Source organism: Bacteroides sp. LFL-34 (genome assembly GCF_027257075.1).
GTDB classification, from domain to species: domain Bacteria; phylum Bacteroidota; class Bacteroidia; order Bacteroidales; family Bacteroidaceae; genus Bacteroides; species Bacteroides ovatus.
Map to the genome: position 1 here is coordinate 112,119 of NZ_JAPQKZ010000002.1, position 22,673 is coordinate 134,791.

The window sequence follows — 22,673 nt, forward strand, 5'->3', positions numbered from 1 at the left end:
AGCAGTAGGGGATAAATTTCGCAAATACCACCTAAAAACTATCAGAAAGCACCTGAAATCTGTCATTTGATAGAATGTCCCCCTAAAAAATAACGGATTCTACCCTGCTTGATAAGCAAAATACCTTTAAACTTGCAAACATCGAGAAAAACGAATATTAACCATAAAACCATTAAAGTATGAAAAGTTTAAGTTTCAGAAAAGATTTAATTGGAGTACAGGAAGAGTTGCTTCGTTTTGCTTATAAATTGACGGCCAACCGTGAAGAAGCAAATGACTTATTGCAGGAAACATCTTTAAAAGCATTAGACAATGAGGAGAAATATGTTCCGGATACAAATTTCAAAGGATGGATGTACACTATCATGCGTAACATCTTTATAAATAACTACCGTAAAATAGTACGCGATCAAACTTTTGTTGACACAACCGATAATTATTATCACTTAAATCTGCCACAAGATTCAGGATTTGAAAGTACGGAAGGTGCTTACGACCTGAAAGAAATGCACCGCATCGTCAACGCACTCCCCCGGGAGTATAAGATTCCTTTCTCTATGCACGTATCTGGTTTTAAATACCGCGAAATCGCAGAGAAATTAGGATTACCATTAGGCACAGTGAAGAGCCGCATATTCTTCACACGTCAACGTTTACAACAGGAATTGAAAGATTTTGTATAAATGAGGATAGCGCATACAAACAAGCTTATTAGCAGAAGGAGCAAAGAGATAGATTCTCATTGCTCCTTCCTTTTTTATAACCTAATTTTATTTACGATTAAACGATTTACGATGTACGATTGAAATTTGAATTGTGAATGAGGAGATACTTATGCAAAGATAAGTACTTATAATTCCAAAAGTTATTTCAATCGTACATCGTAAATTGTCTAATCGTAAATCACCTATTCGTCTAATCGTAAATTAAACTAGGTTATAAATTCTTTCTTGTTATTTGCTTTTCTTTTTTTTGCTTTTTTTCTTTTCAACGGCCTTCTCTTCCGGTGGGAATTTAGGAACCAGATTCATTAGCCGTAATATCTGACTTTGTCGTTTTAGTATGTATGACGAAGGTTTCGCCGAGTTAAATCGTATCGGGTTGGGGAGGGTGGCGGCGATGAGTGCACATTGTCCCCGGGTCAGTTTGTCGGCTGTTGTTCCGAACTTATTTTTTGCGGTTGCTTGTGCGCCGTAGATGCCATTTCCCATTTCTATAGAGTTGAGATAGACTTCCATGATTCGCTCTTTCGACCAGAAGAGTTCGATGAGAAACGTAAAGTAGACTTCGAGCCCTTTGCGTACCCACGACGATTGCGGCCATAAGAACACATTCTTGGCTGTCTGCTGACTGATGGTGCTTGCTCCCCGTTTCCGTTTGCGTGTTTCGTTTTCTTTCATCGCTTTCTTGATTTCTACGAGGTCGAACCCGTTGTGTTCGGCAAAACGGTTATCTTCGGAGGCTATGACCGCCATCGGCAGGTTGGGAGATATCTTATCAAAAGAAACCCACGTGTGCTTCCACGTGGGTTTATCTCCTGAAAAAACTTGCTGAACGCTTCGGATAACCATCAACGGAGTTACATAAACCGGCATGAAACGATAAATAATCACTGCCAGTAGCGTTGATGCAAAGAAGAAAATCAGCAGGTTGCGCGTATAGCGCAGTAATTTTTTAATGAGTAGCTGCTTGTGCATCTTTAATCATTTGCTCACTTGCGTACATGTATACTTCTACACGACGGTTTTGTTCGCGACCGGCAGCAGTGTCATTGCTTGCAACGGGATCGCTTTCACCCATTCCTTGTACACTCTTGATCTGATTGGTGGAAACACCGCAACTCAACAAGTAACTGGACACACTTTGCGCACGTTCTTGTGATAAGTTCAGGTTCTTTTGCTGGCTTTGTGCAGCAGTACTGTTCTTCCAGCCCTGGTTGTCGGTATATCCGTAGATAGACACGTCCATATCCCGGTTCTGGTTGAGCACATTGTTGGCAAACTTGCTTAAAGCAGATTTAGCAGCAGCACTTAGATTTGCATTACCGGTAGTGAAAAGAATACCCGAGTCGAATGTTACTTTCACGGCTTGCAATCCGTTGTTGTCTGTTATCTGTTCTACTTGTGCGCCTTCAATTTGTTTTGCTTCTGCTGCTGCTTTGTCCATCTTCTTACCGATAAGAGCACCTGTACCTGCACCTACTGCCGTACCAATAGCAGCACCGATAGCAGCACCTTTACCTTTACCGATAACACCTCCCAGGATCGCACCTAGTGCAGCGCCCGAACCACCACCGATAGCAGCACCTTTACCAGTGTTGTTCATACTTCCACAGCTACCAAATATCATGGCAATACTCATGAAGAGAACCATAAATTTCATCTTGTTCATAATGTTGATGTTTTTTAATTGGTTTATAAAAAATGTTTTTATACGAATCACTTCGCATTATTAATAACAATGCAAAGATACATATTATTTGGCAAGCGTGTACTTTTTAAGTTAAAATAACTCGGATGAGCCCCTTTGTTTGTTAATAAAGGGAAATGATAATTATCCTTTTATCGTTGAAGGAATACTCAAACACTTCTTTTTAATAATAATGAACCAACTCAAAAGAATTAACCCTTTGGCAACCGTGGTGATGCAGACTGCCCACCAGATTCCTTCCACTCCCATACCCATCCGTACAAACAGGATGGCAAGCGGAATACGCATATAGTTGCAACTGATGCTGATAATAGCAGGAGGGATGGTGCGTCCGATGCCGTAGAATACTCCCTGCATGGTGATTTCGAGCATCATAAAAAGCTGCGAATATCCGTCGATACGGAGGAATACACCTCCGGCTTCGTAGGCCGCCTGTTCGGGGACGAATATGGCAAAAACTTCATTCCCGAAGAACACGAATAGCAATGTACAGAATGTTCCGAAGATTCCCGTCATCCATAGAGTCGTATACCAGGCTCTAAGTACCCGTTCCACTCGTCCGGCGGCGTAGTTTTGGGCGATGAAGGCACTTAGTGCGGTGGAGAATCCCTGTGAGGTATTCCAGGTGATTGCTTCAATTTGCCCTCCGGTGGTGAAAGTCATTAGTCCGATGTGTCCTCCCTGTTCCGAGGCGGTGCGGCAAAGGAACATATTGACGAAAGCAAATAACGTATTCAAAGTAGCTACGGGTAATCCCAGTTTAAAGATTCTCCGTGTATATTTTTTCTTTAGCCGCGTGAAGAAAGGGAAGCCGCCAAGCAGGGCATCCCGGCAACGCAACTGATAAACGAAAATCAGGAAAACACTTGCTTCTGCAATCCAGGTAGCGTATGCCGCACCGTTGGTTCCCAGCCCGAAACCGAATATAAAGAGCGGGTCTAGGATGATGTTCAGTATCAATCCTGTGCCGCTGATAAAGAACGGGACTTTACTGCGCCCTGCCGCATTATAAATTCCGGTGAAGGCGGCGGAGAGGAAGACAAAAGGTAATCCGGTAGAAACAATCCGCAGATATTGGATGGCATTGGCCGTAATATGATCCTCGAGTTCATAGATGCGTATGATAGGTTCTGCAAATATAAAAAGGAGTGTGCCCCAACAGATGGAAATAATCAAAGCAATCGTGATGTTATGAGATGCGAAACTGCGGGCATCTTCTTGGCTTTGCGCACCGATGGACTGTCCGACACTCACTTCAGATCCTACCTTATTTAATAAGGAGATAGAACCGGACATCCAGGTCAGGATTCCGACAGAACCGATGGCGGCTACGGCTTCACTTCCCAGTCTTCCTACCCACGCCATATCAGTGAGGCTATATGCCATTTGGATAAACGACGTTGCCATGATCGGCATTGCCAGATTAAACAGTTGACGGTTGATAGGGCCTTGTGTCAGATTCTTTATTCCTTGCATATAATTTTTCTAATCAAAATGGGGTGCAAAGATACGCAAAATTACTATCTTCGCGCATCTAATTATTCATTAATCAAAGTACATAGATACTATGAAACAGAAATTTTCTACTATTTTTATCTTGCTGCTTCTCTTTTTTGCTGGTTCACGAGTGGTAGCGCAAAATGCTCCGAAACCTTTTGATATTGAACAACCTTCACTTCGCGTATTCCTTCCTGCGCCGGAACTGGCAACGGGGCGTGCTGTGGTTGCGTGTCCGGGAGGTGGATATTCACATTTGGCATTCGAACACGAAGGCTGTGATTGGGCTCCCTACTTTAATAAACAAGGTATTGCATTGATTGTGCTAAAATACCGGATGCCGAACGGTGATCGTACATTACCCATTTCGGATGCTGAAGCAGCAATGAAATTGGTGCGTGACAGTGCTGATGTCTGGAATTTGAACCCGAATGACATTGGTATCATGGGCTCTTCTGCCGGTGGACATCTGGCTTCTACCATTGCCACTCATGCTAAGCCCGAACTTCGTCCGAATTTTCAGATTCTTTTCTATCCTGTGATTACGATGGATAAATCTTATACCCATAGGGGCTCTCACGACAACCTTTTGGGAAAAGATGCTTCTGCTGAATTGGAACTTGAATATTCTAATGAAAAGCAAGTGACGAAAGATACACCACGTGCTTTTATCGTATATAGTGATGATGATAAAGTCGTTCCGCCTGCTAACGGAGTTAATTATTATTTGGCGCTGAACAAGAACAATGTTCCTTCAGTGCTTCATATTTATCCTTCCGGCGGACATGGATGGGGAATTCGCGAGGGTTTCCTCTATAAGAATGAAATGCTGGACGAACTGACGTCTTGGCTCCGTAGTTTCAAAGTACCTCATAAAGATGCTATCCGTGTAGCTTGCATTGGAAATAGTATTACGTATGGAGCACGTATCAAGAATCGTGATCGTGACAGTTATCCGGCCGTGTTGAGCCGTATGTTGGGAGAGGCTTATTGGGTAAAGAATTTCGGAGTCAGTGCCCGCACTCTGCTGAACAAGGGCGATCATCCTTATATGAATGAAAAGGCTTATCAGGATGCGCTGGCTTTCAATCCTAATATCGTTGTTATCAAGTTGGGTACGAATGACAGTAAATCATTCAACTGGAAATATAAGGCCGACTTCACGAAAGATCTGCAAACGATGGTCGATGCTTTCAAAGCGTTGCCAGCTCAACCGAAGATTTATCTTTGTTATCCTTCTAAAGCCTATCAGACCGGTGATAATATCAACGATGATATCATCTCTAAACAAATCATTCCGATGATAAAGAAGGTTGCCAAGAAAAATAACTTGTCTGTCATCGATCTTCACGCAGCAATGGACGGAATGCCCCAATTGTTTCCGGATAAGATCCATCCGAATGAAGAAGGGGCTAAAGTGATGGCAAAAGCTGTTTATCAGTCCTTGAAAAAGTAAAATAAGGAACTTGACGATTGTAAAATTTCCGGTTGAAATAATCTCTTTTAGAGAAAATTTTAACCGGAAATTTTTTAGTTTAATCACAAATAATCTTCTTATAATATGCTAAAAAAAGTGTCTTTCTGAAAGTTAGATTTGTTACCAATCTGTATTTTTGCGCCCGAAAAATAATAAAATGATAAATAGCGTTATGAATAGACTACAAGATTTTACCTTTTTCTCGCAGTTGATGGCTAACGCTAATATGGGATGGTGGAAAGCCAATTTATCAACTGCGAATTATGAATGTTCTGACTTTATAGTAGAGTTATTAGGTCTGGATCAGACCGGAATTATTAGTTTTGAAGATTTCAATAAACGTATTCAGAAAGAGGAACAACTTTCTACAACTGTTCATTCTTATGGTGTGTATCAACGGCCGGAGGTGGTGTATTTGCTTGATACGGTGAAAGGAGCTGTTTGGGTACGTAGCAAGGTATGCTTTCAAGAAACGGATGAAGACGGAAACGAAATCATCTATGGTATATCCGAAGTGCAAGATGGTCCTGATATGGCATCTGCTTACCAAGCTTTGCAATACAGTGAGCGTCTCTTATCTAACATTTTCAAGTATTTGCCTATTGGTATCGAATTATACGATATGGATGGGGTATTGGTGGATCTGAACGATAAGGAATTAGAAATGTTTCATATAGAGAAGAAAGAAGATGTATTGGGTATCAATATTTTTGATAGTCCTATTTTTCCGAAAGAAATGAAAGAACGGCTGAAGAAAAATGAAGATGCCGACTTTACTTTCCGTTATGACTTCTCGAAGGTTGGTTCGTATTATCAGAATACCCAGAAACAGGGTACAATTGATTTGGTGACTAAAGTGACTACATTATATGATAGCGAACACCAACCGATAAACTATCTATTGATTAATGCGGATAAGACAGAAACAACGGTAGCCTATAATAAGATTCAGGAGTTTGAGGAGTTCTTTGAACTGGTCGGTGATTATGCCAAGGTCGGTTATGCCCACTTCAATATTTTGAGTGGACACGGCTATGCTCAAAAAAGCTGGTACAGAAATGTGGGTGAAGCAGATGAAACTCCGTTGTCCGACATCTTTGGCACATACCGGCATTTCCATCCTGATGACCGTGCCTTGTTGATTCGTTTTTTGGACGACGCACGAAAGGGACTTACCACCCAACTTAGCAAAGAGATGCGTGTCCTTAGGGAGGATGGCACATACACATGGACGCATGTCAATCTGTTAGTAAAGAAATATGCCCCGCAAGACCGGATTATCGAGATTATCAGCATCAATTATGATATTACAGAACTGAAAAGGACAGAAGAAATGCTTGTCAAGGCACGTGATAAAGCTGAAGCGTCCGATCGGTTAAAGTCTGCTTTCCTGGCTAATATGAGTCACGAAATCCGTACTCCTTTAAATGCTATTGTCGGCTTTTCAAGCCTGTTGACTAGTACGGAAAATGCAGCGGAAAAGGAACTATATAATTCTCTGATTGGACATAACAACAAACTATTATTAAATCTGATTAATGATGTAATTGATCTTTCTAAAATAGAATCCGGTTATCTGGAATTGCGTCCGGACTGGGTTAATCTTACCGAGCTTCTTGACGAGAGTGTAGCGGAGTATGCTCATCAAGTACCATCCGGCGTTGAACTTCTGACCAACTATCCGGCACATGATTCTTTGGTAGAACTGGATAAATTGCGTATCAAACAGATCTTGAGTAATTTCCTTTCGAATGCCTTAAAGAACACTGCCACCGGACACGTGGAAGTCTTCTATGAGGTAGATCACCAATCTGTCAGAATCGGTGTTAAAGATACCGGTCGGGGCATCCCACAGAATATGCTTGAAAAGATATTCGAAAGGTTTGAGAAGTTGGATTCCTTTGCTCAAGGGGCCGGTCTGGGCTTACCTATCTGCAAACTGATCGTCGAGAAGATGAACGGGCGGATATTAGTCGATTCCCAACTGGGGATAGGTACTACTTTTATAATCGAATTACCGTGTCGCTCTATGCTTGTAGAATAAGTATATGTGAAGAACATTAAAAGAAAAATCCCTTGATAACGACTGATTATCAAGGGATTAATTTTGTGTTTTGTGATCCGCCTGGGGCTCGAACCCAGGACCCCAACATTAAAAGTGTTGTGCTCTACCTGCTGAGCTAGCGAATCAGTCCTTCAGTGCTTTCTTTCGAATGCGGGTGCAAAGGTAGAACATTTTTTTATAACTCCAAAAGAATTCAAACATTTTTCTTATCTTTGTGCCATTATCAACAATATATAATCATACATTATGGCTGCTGACGATAAAAAAATTATCTTCTCAATGGTAGGAGTGAGCAAAGCTTTCACTCCTAATAAGAATGTGCTGAAAGACATTTACCTGTCGTTTTTCTATGGAGCGAAAATCGGTATTATCGGTTTGAACGGCTCTGGTAAATCAACGTTATTGAAGATCATCGCCGGTTTGGAGAAATCCTTTCAGGGAGAAGTCGTGTTTTCTCCGGGATATTCCGTGGGGTATTTGGCACAGGAACCTTATTTAGACAACACAAAGACAGTAAAAGAAGTAGTGATGGAAGGTGTGCAACCCATTGTTGACGCACTGACAGAATACGAAGAAATCAATCAGAAATTCGGTTTGCCGGAGTATTATGAGGATCAGGATAAGATGGATGCTCTTTTTGCTCGCCAGGGTGAATTGCAAGATATCATTGATGCAACTGATGCATGGAATCTGGATAGCAAGTTGGAGCGTGCGATGGATGCTCTCCGTTGTCCGCCTGAAGATCAGCCGGTAGAAAATCTCTCCGGAGGTGAACGTCGCCGGGTAGCTCTTTGCCGTTTGTTGCTGCAGAAACCGGATGTGCTTTTGCTGGACGAACCTACCAACCACTTGGATGCAGAGTCTATCGACTGGTTGGAACAACATTTACAACAATATGAAGGTACGGTTATTGCTGTGACGCACGACCGTTACTTCCTTGATCACGTTGCCGGATGGATTCTTGAACTGGATCGTGGTGAAGGTATCCCCTGGAAAGGTAACTACTCTTCCTGGTTGGAACAGAAGACCAAACGTATGGAAATGGAAGAAAAGACCGCCAGCAAACGTCGTAAAACACTGGAACGTGAGTTGGAATGGGTACGCATGGCTCCGAAAGCCCGTCAGGCGAAAGGTAAGGCACGTCTTAACTCTTATGACAAATTGCTGAATGAGGACGTGAAGGAGAAAGAAGAGAAACTTGAAATCTTTATTCCGAATGGTCCCCGTCTGGGTAATAAGGTCATTGAAGCCAAACATGTGGCTAAAGCATACGGTGATAAACTGTTGTTTGACGATTTGAACTTTATGCTTCCTCCTAATGGTATTGTCGGTGTGATTGGCCCTAATGGTGCGGGAAAGACGACATTGTTCCGCCTGATTATGGGATTGGAAACAGTGGATAAAGGAGAATTTGAAGTAGGAGAGACTGTAAAGGTGGCGTATGTAGACCAGCAGCACAGAGATATTGATCCGAATAAGAGTGTATATCAGGTAATTTCCGGTGGTAATGAGTTGATCCGTATGGGTGGACGTGATGTGAATGCGCGTGCATACCTTTCCCGTTTCAATTTCTCGGGAGGTGATCAGGAAAAACTCTGCGGCGTACTGTCCGGTGGTGAAAGAAACCGTTTACACTTGGCGATGGCTTTGAAAGAAGAAGGTAATGTACTGTTGCTCGATGAGCCTACCAATGATATCGACGTAAACACACTACGTGCTTTGGAAGAAGGTTTGGAAGATTTCGCCGGCTGTGCAGTAGTTATCTCGCACGACCGTTGGTTCCTCGACCGTATCTGTACACATATCCTTGCTTTTGAAGGAGACTCCAATGTATTCTACTTCGAAGGTTCTTATTCAGAATATGAAGAAAATAAAATGAAACGTTTGGGAAATGAAGAACCAAAACGTGTTCGTTATAGAAAGTTAATGACTGACTAGTATAAAGTAATAGATTGAAGCATTTCTAATGCTTTCTGTTTCAAAATAAAAGGCTCTGCAAATATTGTGGAGCCTTTATCATTTTATAACAGGGGAAAACGTTTATCTCTCTTAAAAAATTGTAGTATAATCGTAATGTAGTTCTAAATATTATTAATTATATTTGTGCACAGTTTTTAAAAGCAAACAATTTATATTAACTAATCAACTACATTTATGTTAAAGAGAATGCGATCTTTTTTAGTAGCGGCGATGCTCATGGTCATTGCTACCGTTAGTGCGCAGGTTACCACTTCTAGTATGAGTGGTAAGGTTACAGCACAAGATGAACCTATCATTGGAGCGACTGTGGTTGCAATCCACGAGCCGTCAGGTACACGTTATGGTACAGTGACTAATATCAGTGGTCAATTTAATTTGCAAGGTATGCGTACCGGTGGTCCTTACAAAGTTGAAGTTTCTTATGTTGGTTATCAGACTGCTATTTATAAAGGTGTAAATTTATCGTTAGGAGAAGTATACACTTTAAATGTAGTTTTAAAGGAAAGTTCTGAATTATTGGATGAAGTTATAGTAACAGCACAGAAAACAGTAGAGAAGATGGGGACTGTAACGAATGTGAGTGAGCGTCAGTTAACGACATTGCCTACTATTAATCGTAGTATTACTGACTTTACTAAACTTTCTCCTTATGCGGGTGGCAGTAATTCTTTTGCCGGACGTGATGGACGTTATAATACAATAACTGTGGATGGTGCAGCTTTGAACAATAATTTTGGTTTGAGTACTAATAATTTGCCGGGTGGAGATGCGCAGCCTATTTCACTTGATGCAATTGATGAAATTAGCGTTAATGTTTCTCCTTATAGTGTTACGTATTCCAATTTTACGGGAGCTTCTATTAATGCTGTAACCAAGAGTGGTACAAACGAATTAAAGGGAACAGTTTATACATATCAGAAACCAAAGAATTTTATAGGAAAATCTATTAACGATGTTGACGTTCCTAATGTGGAAAGTTATAAATCCAGTTTGTATGGCTTTACATTAGGAGCTCCGATAATAAAAAATAAACTATTCTTTTTTGTAAATGGAGAATTAGAAAATAGTACTAGCCCTGGTATTTTGTGGACTCCTAGTCAAGAAGAAGGTGGAAGTGGGGATAATCAAAATCATATTTCTAGAACTTGGATAAAGGATTTGAAGACAATAAGTGATTTTGTAAAGGATAAATATGGATATGATCCGGGAAGTTATGATAAATTTGATGATTTCGAGAGTAAAAATTGGAAGCTTATGGCTCGTTTGGATTGGAATATTAATAAAAGTCATAAACTGTCATTACGTTTTAACACAGTGAAATCAGAAAATGATGCTAGTATTAGTTCAACTTCTTCAGTAATCACTAAAGCTAATTCAAACCGTTATGGGGTTGATGCATTTGCATTTGGAAATTCCAACTATGGTTTTAGAAATATTGTAACGTCTCTTTCCGGTGAGTTGAATAGCAATTTTTCTTCTTCAGTACAAAACAAATTATTAGTGACTTATACCCATATCCGAGATTCTCGTACAACTAAGGGAGATGCGTTTCCAATGGTTGATATTTACAAGGACGGTAAGCAGTATATGACATTGGGTACAGAATTGTTTACTCCTTTTAATGATGTCGAGAATAATGTATTTAGTGTTACTGACAATGTAACTATTAATAAAGGAAACCATTTGATAACTGCCGGTGCAACATTTGAAAGACAGTATTTCATGAATTCATATTTACGTGCTCCTTATGGATATTATCGTTATGCTTCAATGGACGATTTTATGACGGGAGAAAAACCGATGCTGTATGGCATTACTTATGGATATAATGGAAAAGACGCTCCGGGAGCTGAACTGACATTTGGTATGTTGGGAGCTTATGCACAAGATGAATATTCTATTACACCTAATTTAAAATTGACATATGGATTACGCTTTGATTTACCGTTATATTTTGATGATTTGTTAGGGAATGCGGCTATCAAAGAACAGTCATTTAATGGAACGAATGTTGACGTATCCGAATGGCCGAAAAGTAAATTGTTAATATCTCCTCGTTTAGGATTTAATTGGGATATAAAAGGTGACCGTTCTATTGTTTTGACTGGAGGTACAGGCTTGTTTACAGGGTTATTACCATTTGTATGGTTCACTAACCAACCGACAAATGCAGGTCAGATGCAAAATATGGTCGAATTTGAGACTTCGGAATTACCGGCAAACTTTGCTTTTAATCCAAATTATAAAGAAACTCTTACCCAAAATCCGGATATGTTTCCATCAACTCCGGGAAATGAGGTCCCCGGTGCTATAGCTTATGTGGATCCGAATTTTAAAATGCCTCAAGTTTGGCGTAGTAATGTAAATGCAGAGTTTCAGTTACCTTATGGATTTATGCTTTCTGTTGGTGCTATGTATACACGTGATATATATAATGTTGTTCAGAAGAATATGAACGAAAAGGCCCCTTCTGGAACCTATAATGAACAACCGGGACGTGTATATTGGACTAAGAATAATTACTATGACAATCCTAAGACGAAAACCGTTATACAGTTGACTAATGGGGATGAAAAAGGTTATCAATATTCTTTTAATGCAGTATTAACGAAGAAATTTGATTTTGGCTTTACAGGTTCATTTGGGTACACTTATACAATGGCTAAAGATATGACGGCAAATCCAGGTTCATCGGCGGCTTCAGTATGGCAGAATAATGTTGCAGTTAATTCATTGAATGATCCGGGTGTCTCTTATTCTTTATTTTCTACCCCGCATCGTTTGATAGCTAATGCTTCTTATGAAGTTGCTTATGCGAATATGAAAACGACTGTTTCTTTGTTCTATACAGGTTACCAACAAGGACGTTTTTCTTATACCTATTCTAATGATATGAACGGTGACGGAAACTATTCCGATTTGATGTATGTGCCTGCTTCTAAAGAAGAAATGACATTTGTGGATATTAAAGATAAACAAAATAATGTGACTTATTCGGCGGTAGACCAACAAGAAGATTTTTGGAACTATGTAAATAATGACTCTTATTTGAATGATCACAAGGGGCAGTATGTAGAACGTGCTTCTTCTTTAGAACCGTGGATTCACCGTTTTGACATGAAGATAGCACAGGATTTTTATGCTAAGATTGGTAGCCGTAAGTACGGTATTCAAGTAAGTCTTGATATGTTGAATATTGGTAACTTATTAAATTCGAAGTGGGGGGCTTATCGCTCTTGCGGTTTGCAGAGTTATGATAATGTAAGGTTGTTAAAAACAGCAAGTAAGGTAGGAGAACCTCTTACTTATCAGATGAATGCATCTTCTCGCGAGGTGTTCCAGAAAAATTCTAAATGGGATTATACTGCTTCTACAGGTAGTGCATGGCAGATGCAGTTAGGCGTTAAGTTTACATTCTAGAATATTTATATAAAAAGATGCTTCGTTCAATAAACGGAGCATCTTTTTTATTTCATCCTCATCACCACCGGATTATGATCGCTATAATTAAGATCCGGCGAGAAGTAATCCGTGCTATTCAGTTCCGGTGAATGGAGAATATAGTCGATTCTCAACAGATGCTTGAAGTACTTGAAAGTATACATATACCCATGCCCGCTCCTCTGAAAACCATCCTGCAACTTATCACCTTTTATAGTATGATAAACATACGAAGACGGCAGAGAGTTAAAGTCACCGCAGACTAGAGTAGGATAGGGGGAGGCGGCTATCAGTTGCTTGAGAAGATCAGCTTGTACGGCCCGTTTCCGGAAATTCTCATGTAAGCCGTCGATAAGTCCCAGGGCAGCATGTTCCACTCTTTGGGAATCATCCGTACGAAGTCCCTTTTCCAGTTTGCGCTTGTTCTGGCTTACTTCCGTTGTTTGGAGATGATTGTTGAACAGGCGGATGGTGCGACCATTGATTTCAATATCACATGCAAGACTGCAATTTTTCGAATCAGGATAGATGATAAGATGCTCCTCCTTGATAGGATAACGGCTGAAAACAGCCAGTTGCAACAGATTCTTTCCTTCGGGCGAAGAAGGAATATAATGATACGGCCAATTAGAAAGAGCTGCGTATATACTATCGATGCCAAACTCATCGTTAATGCCAAATTCTTGAAAACAGAGAATATCTGCTTGCAGATTTCTCATGTAAGAAGCAATCTCCTTGCATGAGTAGCCGGTATGCTCGTGGTTAAAGGCATCGACGTTGTAAGTAGCAACCGTCAACACTCCCGGAGTATATACATTCATTTTAACCATCGGTGACGAAGCCGGACTGAAAAAAGGCGATTGTAATACACAGCTTATATACCCCCAATTGCTGAATATAGCAATCAGAGGGATGAAAACCCAGCACCGCCAACGAATCGTCCAGTAGATAGCAGAAGCAAGATTAGCCAATAAAAGTATCGGCAGTATCAAACCGATGAAAGGCATAAATTTGAAACTATCCGGTGCGGCATTGCCTACGAAAGCACCCGCAATGGTAACTCCTGCCAAAATACTGGTCAGCACGATGGATATGTAATAAAACAGTCTGTAAAAGGCTTTCATTTAATCTAAATTATTTGCTGGTTGTATCATGAGGGATTAAGCTCTCTACGAAGGAAGCAACCATTTATGAATCATTGCTTTCAACTTATCATCCGCTATTGGTTTAGCTATAAAATCATTGCACCCCGCTTCTTCAGCTGCTTTTCGGTCCTGTTCGTATGCAAAGGCACTTTGAGCAATAATAGGGACAGTGGCAGACAGCTCACGGATGATTTTTGTAGCTTCCAGTCCGTCCAGATTCGGCATCTTGATATCCATCAAGATAAGATCCGGTTTCACTTCATCGAACATCGTGACAGCTTCCATTCCGTCATGCGCACGTATAAGCTGATGGTCTTTACCTAGAATAGCCTCCAATAAGTCGAAGTTACTGTCCGTATCTTCGGCAACCAAAATACAGGCATGCCGTGTATTTACAGAACTGTCAACATTCGAATCAGCAGTTTTTCCGGCAGATGCTATTCCAGCAATGTTCCCTTCACCATTCTCTTTCTTTGAAGAATCCACATTTGCAGGATTTGCAATCGTGTATGGTAAAGTAAATGTAAACGTCGTCCCCTTGCCAAATTCGGAGTTGACGGAAATCTTTCCACCGAGCCGTTCAACAATAGACTTACAGATAGATAACCCCAATCCTGTGCCCTGCGCATGATTGTTCAGCTTTGCAAAACGCTCGAACACACGCCCCACTTTCTCCGGTTCAATTCCTGTTCCGGTATCCGTTACGTGGAATACAATCTGATTGTCCACCAGTTTGTAACCATAACTGATACTTCCTTCCTTCGTAAACTTGACAGCATTTCCAATCAGATTTGAAATCACCTGGAATACTCGATTCTTGTCCGTTTCAATCATCAGACTTTCGTCCGAGGATTCATAGACAAGGCTTACTCCCTGCGGAGTACGGAATATATGAGCATCGTGCACTTCCCGGCAGAGATTATGGAGACTAGCCGGTCCGAAGGAAAACTCGATGGTTCCCGATTCAATCTTCGAGAGGTCGAGAATCTCGTTAATAAGTTGCAGGAGACGTTCGTTGTTCGCGTTTACGATGTTATAATACGTCTTCCGTTCTTCCGCATCGTCGCTTTCGGCAATGAGATGCGAGAAACCTACGATAGCATTCAGCGGCGTACGTATTTCATGACTCATATTGGCGAGGAAGGCCGACTTCAGGCTATCAGACATTTCCGCTTTCTCTTTCGACGATTGAAGTTCCCGTTTTATTATTTCCAGTTCCGTGATGTCCCATTCGATGCTGACGATGATAGGCGAAGATAATTCGTCACCGTCCACTCGGATTTTCCGTTTGTCGAGGATAATCATGTTTCCGTTTCTGTCCTTTCCTTCAGCAGTCCAGTGCAGACCTTTTCCGGTGGTAGCCACCTGGATATCTTCTTGTCTCTTCTTTTCGGCTACGATAGGCGGGTAGAAATCGAAGTCATTCTTGCCGACAGGGTCGTTCTTATAAAGATCGCGGTTGTAGGCCTCCCGATTCCGGTAAATGTATCGGAAGTCGTTGTTGATTTCCTTTACTACAATCCCGGCAGGGAGATTGTTGATGGTTGTATCCATGATTTGGTTGAGCCGTTTGATTTGGGCTTCGTACCGAATCCTCTCGGAAATATCATGGGCGAACGACCAGTAACTTTCTTCTCCGGAATCATTGGTCACGTTGTACATCGTACCTTCATAAGCCAATATTCCTTTATTGATTTTAGATGGGTGATGGGCCACAAAGTTACTGCTGCCACCGTGTATGACATCTTTGCAACGTTCGTTCCAAGCCTCTTGTGTAGGCATATCTGCGGCGACATTGTAAATCTTTAATTGACTGATGTCTTCGTTTTCTGAAATACCATGATTGTACAGGAAACGACGGTTGGCAAAGATAATCGTGCCATCGGGCTTGGCGGCAAAGATACTTTCTTTGGCGTTGTTGATGGCATGAGTCAGTGTATTGATGTCATTTCTACGATGCTGTATGTCCGTGATGTTCTGGATATAGCCTTCGATATTGAAACTACCGTCGGAGCGTTGTTCACGCAGATAAGTCTGGATACGCATATAGAAGATTTCTCCGTTCAGGCGGACACGGTAGCTGATGCTTTCCATGTTGAGTTCTTTTTCGTTCACCCGACACCATTCCATAAAACTCTGACGGTCTTCTTCTACAATCAGTTCCACATATTTCTCAATGGCAAGGTTTTGCACATTTTCCTCGCACAAAACACCGGTATATCCAAGATAATGAAAAATATTCTGTTTCGTATTGTACGTCCATTGTCCTATCTGGGCTACCTTTTGGATAGCCCGCAGGGTGAGATTTGCCTGTTCCAACTGTCTTTTTACGTTGCTTCTTTGCGTGATGTCGCGATATTGGCAAAGCACCATACCGTCATAAGGGAACATGAGGCATTTGAAGTAAAAAGTTTCGCCTTTCAGCACCAACTTGAAGTTCTTGCTGATGCTTCTTTGTTCTTCGAGTACAATCTGGAAGATGGGCATCACCCTCTCTCTCGTATATTCTGGTAAAAGCTCAAATATATTTTTTCCTAAAAGTATATCCTCTTGCAGAAACCATAGATCACAATGAGGCTCAATGTCTACGCAGACTCCGTGCCTGTCAACCAATAGCATTGTATCTGCCGTCAGTTTCAATATTCTTTGTGCGTTATTCGCATCATGTAATATTCTGTTCATGTCTGTTTTTTATTAGATGATAGAGACTAATGTCTTATAGTAAGGATAACAAAAGATAATAGCATTTGTTTTACTTTTCAGCGCGTTTCGCCTTTTCCCAGGCTCCGCTTCCTTTTTTCTTTTTCAGATAACGGATGCCTTTCAGCACATTGACATTCATAAATAAGAAATAGTAGGGGATAAAAAGCAACTTGTTTTTTATCTGTTTGGTGGATAGATAATATCCCCAATATCCCAATCCGTAAAAAAGAACCTGCATGGCAAGCAGCACTCCGTAGAATATCGCGGAACCGCCCAACAGCAGAATTGCAATATTCAGCGGGAAGAGAGCAAACAACAGGAACGGAGTAATAGACCATCGCAATACCCGGTGAGATGTATATTGAAAGCTAAGTATCCCGTAGCGGAAAGGATTCAGTAACGGACGAAGTCGCCAGATGGACTGCAATCCTCCGGCAGCGATGCGCACTTTCCGCTTTTCTTCTTCGCGCATATCTGCCGAACCGCTTTCGATGGCGTAAGCATTGGTGCAATAAGCAATGGTATAACCTTTCATGGTGATCCGGAGCGAAAGAATAAAATCATCGAGCAACGTATCCGGTTCCATTGCTTCGAATAGTTCACGACGCACGGCAAATAGTTCGCCTGCTGCTCCTACAGCAGAGTAGAGGCGGGCGTCAAGTGCTTTCAGTGTTGATTCGTATTTCCAGTAAATACCTTCCCCACCGGCAGCGGCTCCGTCTTTGGTCTGTACGGCGATCCGTTTTTCGCCGGCCACGCAGCCCACTTTCGGGTCTTGGAAAGCAAGTACGATTTCCCGTATTGCCTCCCGGTTTACCATGGTGTTGGCATCCGTAAAGACGACGAGCGGAGTGTCCACCAGCGTCATTCCACGTGTCATTGCGGCTGTCTTACCCTGTCGTAGGGGTTGGAAGTGTACGGTCGCTTTTCCCTGCCAACGGGTTTGCAGTCGTTCGTTTGTACTGTCGTCGCTTCCGTCTGTCACCCATACGATATGCAGTTTGTCCGCAGGGTAGTCCAGTTCAAGACTGTTCTCCATCTTTTCGTCTACAACATCTTCTTCGTTGAATGCTGTAATGAAGAGAGTCACTTCCGGCAAACCAGCGTCCGATGCCGGCAACGAACGCTTCACAGGTTTCACGAAAAGTTCTTTCAACTTGACGAGAACGTAAAGCACAATTCCGTAGCCCAGATAGGTGTAGAACACAATGAATAGGGCAAGCCAGAAAATAATTTCAAGGCAGAGGGTAATGGTTTCGTTCATGGTTAATATATATTTATTACTTTTTCTGTGTCTGATTTTTATAAACCGTTCACTTGATTCGCTTTTTTAATTCCTCCTTTTTATCCGAGTCTTTTAGCATATTTACAAAATAGAGGGCATCCGCTTTAACAGAAGCATCTGCTGTATTTGCTTCATACCGTTTCACGAAGTTTTCGGCATGTTCTGTCAGATACTTCCTGCAATCGATATTGAGCATAATCCCATTTTCATAGTTACTATAAGACAGTCCTGTAACACTGCTTCCGGCCTCAAGGGAGGTAATATCTTCTTTCTTTATACCAGATAGGTTGACTGTGAGAGAAGGATAATAAAAGTCTTCCTCACTGGGCAGATGAACGGTCAGTTTCAGTTTATGTTCATCTATCTTTGTCACTGCTGCTGTGCCGTGTGTACGATAGAAATTGTATTCATAATATTCTTCCTGGTTGGGTATCCACACGTTGTCCGCTCCCTTTTTTCCATAGTTATTGTTAATCCAGAGCAACAGATCCGCCCAAGAAGCATCTGTGCCATGAACACCGACATTGATAGCCATTCGTTCTTCCGGTGATAATTGTAGCTGTTTGTCGATTTCTTTTTTCAGATCCTCAATGGAATAGAACCCTCTGTTTAGTACCACCTTTTTTAAATCGTTTTCCGTTTTTGCCGGACATAGTGTTTCACCGTCGTTGGAAGTCATGGTCTGTATAGAAGAATGGACTTGTCCAGCGGTGATATATTCAGCAATTCCGCTTGGTTTAGCCAGCATTTTACATCCTCTGCCAGACAATTTCTCTTTGATGATATTCAAGGCAATGTCGTAATGTTTAAGTAGGTTATCGACAGTGATTTCTTCATTATCTATATTCACATCATGTATGGAGATGCCTGTTCCATAGTTCAGCATCTCTTTGACATCTCCCCATGTCAGCCCTGATTTCATGAAGAAGCGATAATATTCTTGCGTCTGTCCTTTGTAGATTTGTGTTTTGGCGTCCATCCATTCCCATTCCGGTGAGAGGGTGGTGGTAAATGAGAACCTGACTTCGTTTCCGGCTCCGTCCGTACTTCCCAATGTTTCACCAAGATAATAAATATCGGGTGGAAGGTCATCATATTGCAGGTGGCCGAGTTGATAATAATAACCGCTAGTCAAAGGTTTGCCATTGATGGCAGCCCACGTCCATGAGAAGGCGGCTTGTTTGCAGTCGTCTTGGGTAAGCATTAGGAGCCACGACTTATTGTATTTTAGTGCGGGAATAACCGTTTTTATGGTATTTTCTTCGGGCAAAGTGTTGCGGGTGTTGATTGTAATTTCCGCAGTATAGTTTTGGCTTTCATCCCCGAAAGGGTAGAAGAAGTCTGTGTCTACGATGATGTCTTTCCTTTGGGGAGAATTGTTGTTTCCTGAATTATCTTCTTTTTCATCGTCTTTGTCTCCTTGATATAAATTGATTTTTTTGATACAGGATACGTTAATAAGGCAGATTGCTAATAGCATGATGACTGTTTTTGTTTTTCCTAAAAACAATAAGCTGCTGAAGCGTGTCATTTCCAACAGTCTGATTATTCCCACGCAGAGAAGAATCAATAGAATGGAGATAGCTGGCGTTATAATAAAGTTGAACATGAAGAACCCGGTGTCCAACAGGTTGAACCGACTCAATACGTTGCCTTCAATCAAGATATGTATGGTATAGATGCCAAGTGTATATGTGCCCACTTTTTCGATTGCACGGAAATGCGGACGATAGATACGTTGCAGTAGCAAGAAGATAAACAGGCTTCCTGCGAAACCGATCAAATAGCGATAACAGATGATCGGCAATTTTTCCCATGGCGGATAACAAACGAACTTTCCTCCCAGATAATCGTACATACTCATTCCGGTGATGTAGATATAATCTTCTTTCTGATAGAAAGGGAGGAGTACAGCGAAAACGAGGAGTGAAGCGACCAGTAGTTTTCCCCGGTGTTTCATGATTACATCGATATATTTGTGCATAAAATACCCCATCCAAAAGAATGGATACATAAACTTGTCGAGGTGCAGACGTCCGTTGTCCGGCAATGCGAGGAAACACAGAAGCGAGATGACGAAAGCGGCTGTATCTTTTTTGAATATTTTCATGCTGACGATGGCAAGTGTGAAACAGATGAAAACGGAGCGTAAGAACCAGAAACGGGTGAATGTCTCTATAAAAAGAGATTTCAACGTTCCGGTTGGAGACGGGATCATTCCTTCATAGAGCATATATCCGATGTTGATTGCGACCAACACTAATGACCAGCCGAAACAAGGAATTATTAACTGTTTGAATCTTCGGGTTACATTCGGTATGAGTGGCTTTCCGATGGATTTACTGAAAAAGAAACCGCTGACCAACATGAATATGGGCATGTGGAAAGAACAGATAAATTCATGTACCGGATTGGTCCAGAAGTCGTTGCCGTCTCCCATATTTTGGATAGAATGTCCCCAGACTACAATAAAAATGCAGATACCTTTGATGAAGTCAATATATTCTATTCGTTTTCCCATACTTGTTTATTTGTTCTTTATCAGATTGCTGTCTTCGTCTTTATATTCTTTCTTTTTAGTAAATATTCCCCCCAGTCCTTTCAGACCTTTGGCAACGCGCACTTTAAAGCTGTTGAACAGGCTTCCGTCAGCTCCCACCGTTCCATATCCTGTTACGGCGCGTGCTTTGCGGTTGCGGATAAAGGCTATTTTGCCGAATTGCTTGAGTTGCAGAGCAAGATAACCGTCTTCACCTCGGATGATATCGGTGCGTATGCCGGTTTTCCGTGCATACTCTGTGCGATAGGCAAGAACCAATCCACGCACACTAAGTTCGGGACGTTTGAATGATTGCATCCACAAGTGCAAATCGCGGGCAGCTTCGTAGATTTTCAGTCCCCATCGCGAGTGTTTCTCATCCGGAATGTAGCTCCATAAAGAGCAGACGGCCACAATGCCCGGGCGTTCGAGGGTGTTTACCATCATTTCTACGTATTTCGGAGGGTACATAGTGTCGGAGTCAATATTGATATGATATTTACCTCGGGCATGGTTCAGTCCGCAAAGGCGGGCGAATCCGCAACTATGTTGGGTTTCTGTATAATAAGGTACACCGCATTGCCGGAATATCTCCGCCGTGCTGTCTTTCGATTCGTTGTCTACCCCGATAATTTCTACAGGATATTTGCATTCCATCTCGCTCAAAGACCACAGGCAGGCAAGCAGATGTTTCTCTTCGTTGTAGCCGATAATTGAAACGGTGACAAGCGGTTCATCACTTTGCAGCTTTGCAATATTCTGCCGCACTTCTTCAATGGCAGATGCGGGTGCTTCTGCAAACGGTTTTTCATAAACTTGTAAATACTTACTATACCAAATCATCTTTATAAAGGATTAAATTAAGTATTAAGTATCAAGTATTAGCCATGTGGGATAAATGTACTAGCAGCCACGCTTAATACTTGATACTTAATACTTAATACTTAAATTTGTTTCAAATAATTTTTTCCATTCTCGGGCAATATGTTCAATTTTAAAACGCTCTACGTCGGTGCGGGCTTGTATTCCCATCTTCCGGCGGACGTCTTCATGTTCTATCAGGTAGCAGATTTTGTCTGCCAGTCCTTCTATATCTCCATTTTCCACAAGCAGACCGTCTTTGCCATCGGTGATGATGTCTTTCGGGCCGCAGGGACACGTGAACGATACGGGTGGTACTCCACACGCCATTGCTTCGATGATCACCATGCCGAATCCTTCGAAACGTGAGGACAGAACAAAGATGGAACTTTCACAATATTTCTCAACAATATTCTGCACGTTATGTTCCAGGATACAGTTGGAGGTGATTCCGAGTTCGTCAATCTGCCGCTGGAGTTGCTCTCTCATGCCATCGCCGTAGATTCGTAATACCCAGTCCGGATGTTTCTTGCTGACGATGCTCCATGCGGGGATAAGTCGGTCAAATCCTTTCTGCGGCACATATCTGCCTACTGCGATTACTTGTTTCCGTAATCCGTCGGACTGACGTTCGGGGAAGAAAGGAAGCGGATTATAGATTACTTTTACATTATCGAGTTCCGTCCATTCAGCGGCATCTTCGTGGCTAAGCACAATGAAATTCCGCAGTTGTTTCAATTGGCGGATGAGTTGGTGCCGCCAGTATTTCTTACCTAATTTTTTGAGGAATCCCGGTAGACGGTTGTTGTTGAAATCCCGATAGTTGGATTTGTTAAAATGTATCTCTCCCAACTTGACACTGCCGTCTTTCATTTGGTTGATGAAGTTGATGTCGCGGCGGAGAAGGGAGATTGTGATGTCCGGACGGATTTTACATAGACATTCGTTCAGCCTTTTCTTGAATAGCCGTTGCTTGGTGCTGTATTCAAGAATCCGTGCGAATAACGGGCGTCCGTATAATGCGTCGTAGTTGATGTCGAGTTGGTGTATGGTGATTGATGGGTGCAGTTTATAATATGGCTCCTTGTCTTTTCCGTCGGTAAGGATGATATGTATCTCGTAGCCGAAGTGCTCCGTAAAATAGTTCGCCTTTAGTGTGAGAACCCGCTCCATACCGCTGGGGTAATAGAGAGAGGGGATACAGTAGGCTATTTTTATCTTTTTATCCATCAGATATTGTTTGTTTTTTC

General features: G+C 41.8%; 14 protein-coding genes and 1 tRNA gene. 5 read left to right on the forward strand and 10 right to left on the reverse strand.

Going from position 1 to position 22,673, the window contains the following annotated elements; translation table 11 throughout:
- Positions 1-179: 179 nt before the first annotated feature.
- A complete protein-coding gene (locus tag N5O98_RS00885) occupies positions 180-683 on the forward strand; it encodes an RNA polymerase sigma factor (protein ID WP_004300346.1) in 504 nt (167 codons plus the stop codon).
- A 270-nt stretch (positions 684-953) separates the two neighbouring features.
- Here N5O98_RS00885 and mtgA read toward each other — a convergent pair whose 3' ends face one another.
- From mtgA to N5O98_RS00900, 3 genes are all read right to left on the reverse strand, one after another.
- Positions 954-1,697: a monofunctional biosynthetic peptidoglycan transglycosylase gene (mtgA, locus tag N5O98_RS00890; RefSeq protein ID WP_004311587.1), complete on the reverse strand. Its 744-nt coding sequence runs from the start codon at positions 1,695-1,697 to the stop codon at positions 954-956.
- On the reverse strand, positions 1,675-2,391 hold the full coding sequence (locus N5O98_RS00895; RefSeq protein ID WP_004311588.1) for an OmpA family protein: 717 nt from the start codon (positions 2,389-2,391) through the stop codon (positions 1,675-1,677). Before N5O98_RS00895 ends, mtgA begins: the two co-directional genes overlap by 23 nt.
- Before the next feature lie 162 nt (positions 2,392-2,553).
- Positions 2,554-3,906, reverse strand: a complete 1,353-nt coding sequence (locus N5O98_RS00900; RefSeq protein ID WP_008643882.1) for an MATE family efflux transporter — start codon at positions 3,904-3,906, stop codon at positions 2,554-2,556.
- A gap of 91 nt (positions 3,907-3,997) precedes the next feature.
- Between N5O98_RS00900 and N5O98_RS00905 the strand changes: the two genes are divergently transcribed.
- Entirely contained in the window at positions 3,998-5,383 is a 1,386-nt protein-coding gene (locus tag N5O98_RS00905; RefSeq protein ID WP_004326932.1) for a GDSL-type esterase/lipase family protein, read from the forward strand.
- Positions 5,384-5,576: 193 nt separating this feature from the next.
- On the forward strand, positions 5,577-7,448 hold the full coding sequence (locus N5O98_RS00910; RefSeq protein ID WP_022199338.1) for a PAS domain-containing sensor histidine kinase: 1,872 nt from the start codon (positions 5,577-5,579) through the stop codon (positions 7,446-7,448).
- A 73-nt stretch (positions 7,449-7,521) separates the two neighbouring features.
- Here the strand turns inward: N5O98_RS00910 and N5O98_RS00915 are convergent.
- A tRNA-Lys gene (locus N5O98_RS00915) sits at positions 7,522-7,594 on the reverse strand.
- Between the two features lie 121 nt (positions 7,595-7,715).
- On the opposite strand from N5O98_RS00915, the gene ettA reads away from it, so the two are divergent.
- On the forward strand, positions 7,716-9,407 hold the full coding sequence (gene ettA, locus N5O98_RS00920) for an energy-dependent translational throttle protein EttA (RefSeq protein ID WP_004311592.1): 1,692 nt from the start codon (positions 7,716-7,718) through the stop codon (positions 9,405-9,407).
- Between the two features lie 216 nt (positions 9,408-9,623).
- Positions 9,624-12,869, forward strand: a complete 3,246-nt coding sequence (locus N5O98_RS00925) for a TonB-dependent receptor (protein ID WP_004311593.1) — start codon at positions 9,624-9,626, stop codon at positions 12,867-12,869.
- Between the two features lie 47 nt (positions 12,870-12,916).
- On the opposite strand, the gene N5O98_RS00930 is transcribed toward N5O98_RS00925, so the two are convergent.
- From N5O98_RS00930 to N5O98_RS00960, 6 genes are all read right to left on the reverse strand, one after another.
- Positions 12,917-14,014, reverse strand: coding sequence for an endonuclease/exonuclease/phosphatase family protein (locus N5O98_RS00930; RefSeq protein ID WP_004311594.1), 1,098 nt, complete (start codon positions 14,012-14,014; stop codon positions 12,917-12,919).
- A gap of 45 nt (positions 14,015-14,059) precedes the next feature.
- Positions 14,060-16,717, reverse strand: a complete 2,658-nt coding sequence (locus N5O98_RS00935; protein ID WP_022199354.1) for a hybrid sensor histidine kinase/response regulator — start codon at positions 16,715-16,717, stop codon at positions 14,060-14,062.
- A gap of 70 nt (positions 16,718-16,787) precedes the next feature.
- On the reverse strand, positions 16,788-18,002 hold the full coding sequence (locus N5O98_RS00940; protein WP_004311596.1) for a glycosyltransferase family 2 protein: 1,215 nt from the start codon (positions 18,000-18,002) through the stop codon (positions 16,788-16,790).
- Positions 18,003-18,051: 49 nt separating this feature from the next.
- Positions 18,052-20,544 (reverse strand): acyltransferase family protein, encoded by a 2,493-nt coding sequence (locus N5O98_RS27460; protein ID WP_004311597.1) that lies wholly within the window; start codon positions 20,542-20,544, stop codon positions 18,052-18,054.
- A 6-nt stretch (positions 20,545-20,550) separates the two neighbouring features.
- Positions 20,551-21,405 carry a glycosyltransferase family 2 protein gene (locus N5O98_RS00955; RefSeq protein ID WP_004311598.1) on the reverse strand — a complete coding sequence of 285 codons (855 nt, stop codon included), beginning with the start codon at positions 21,403-21,405 and terminating at the stop codon, positions 20,551-20,553.
- An 87-nt stretch (positions 21,406-21,492) separates the two neighbouring features.
- Positions 21,493-22,653 carry a glycosyltransferase family 4 protein gene (locus N5O98_RS00960; RefSeq protein WP_004311599.1) on the reverse strand — a complete coding sequence of 387 codons (1,161 nt, stop codon included), beginning with the start codon at positions 22,651-22,653 and terminating at the stop codon, positions 21,493-21,495.
- Positions 22,654-22,673 lie beyond the last annotated feature (20 nt).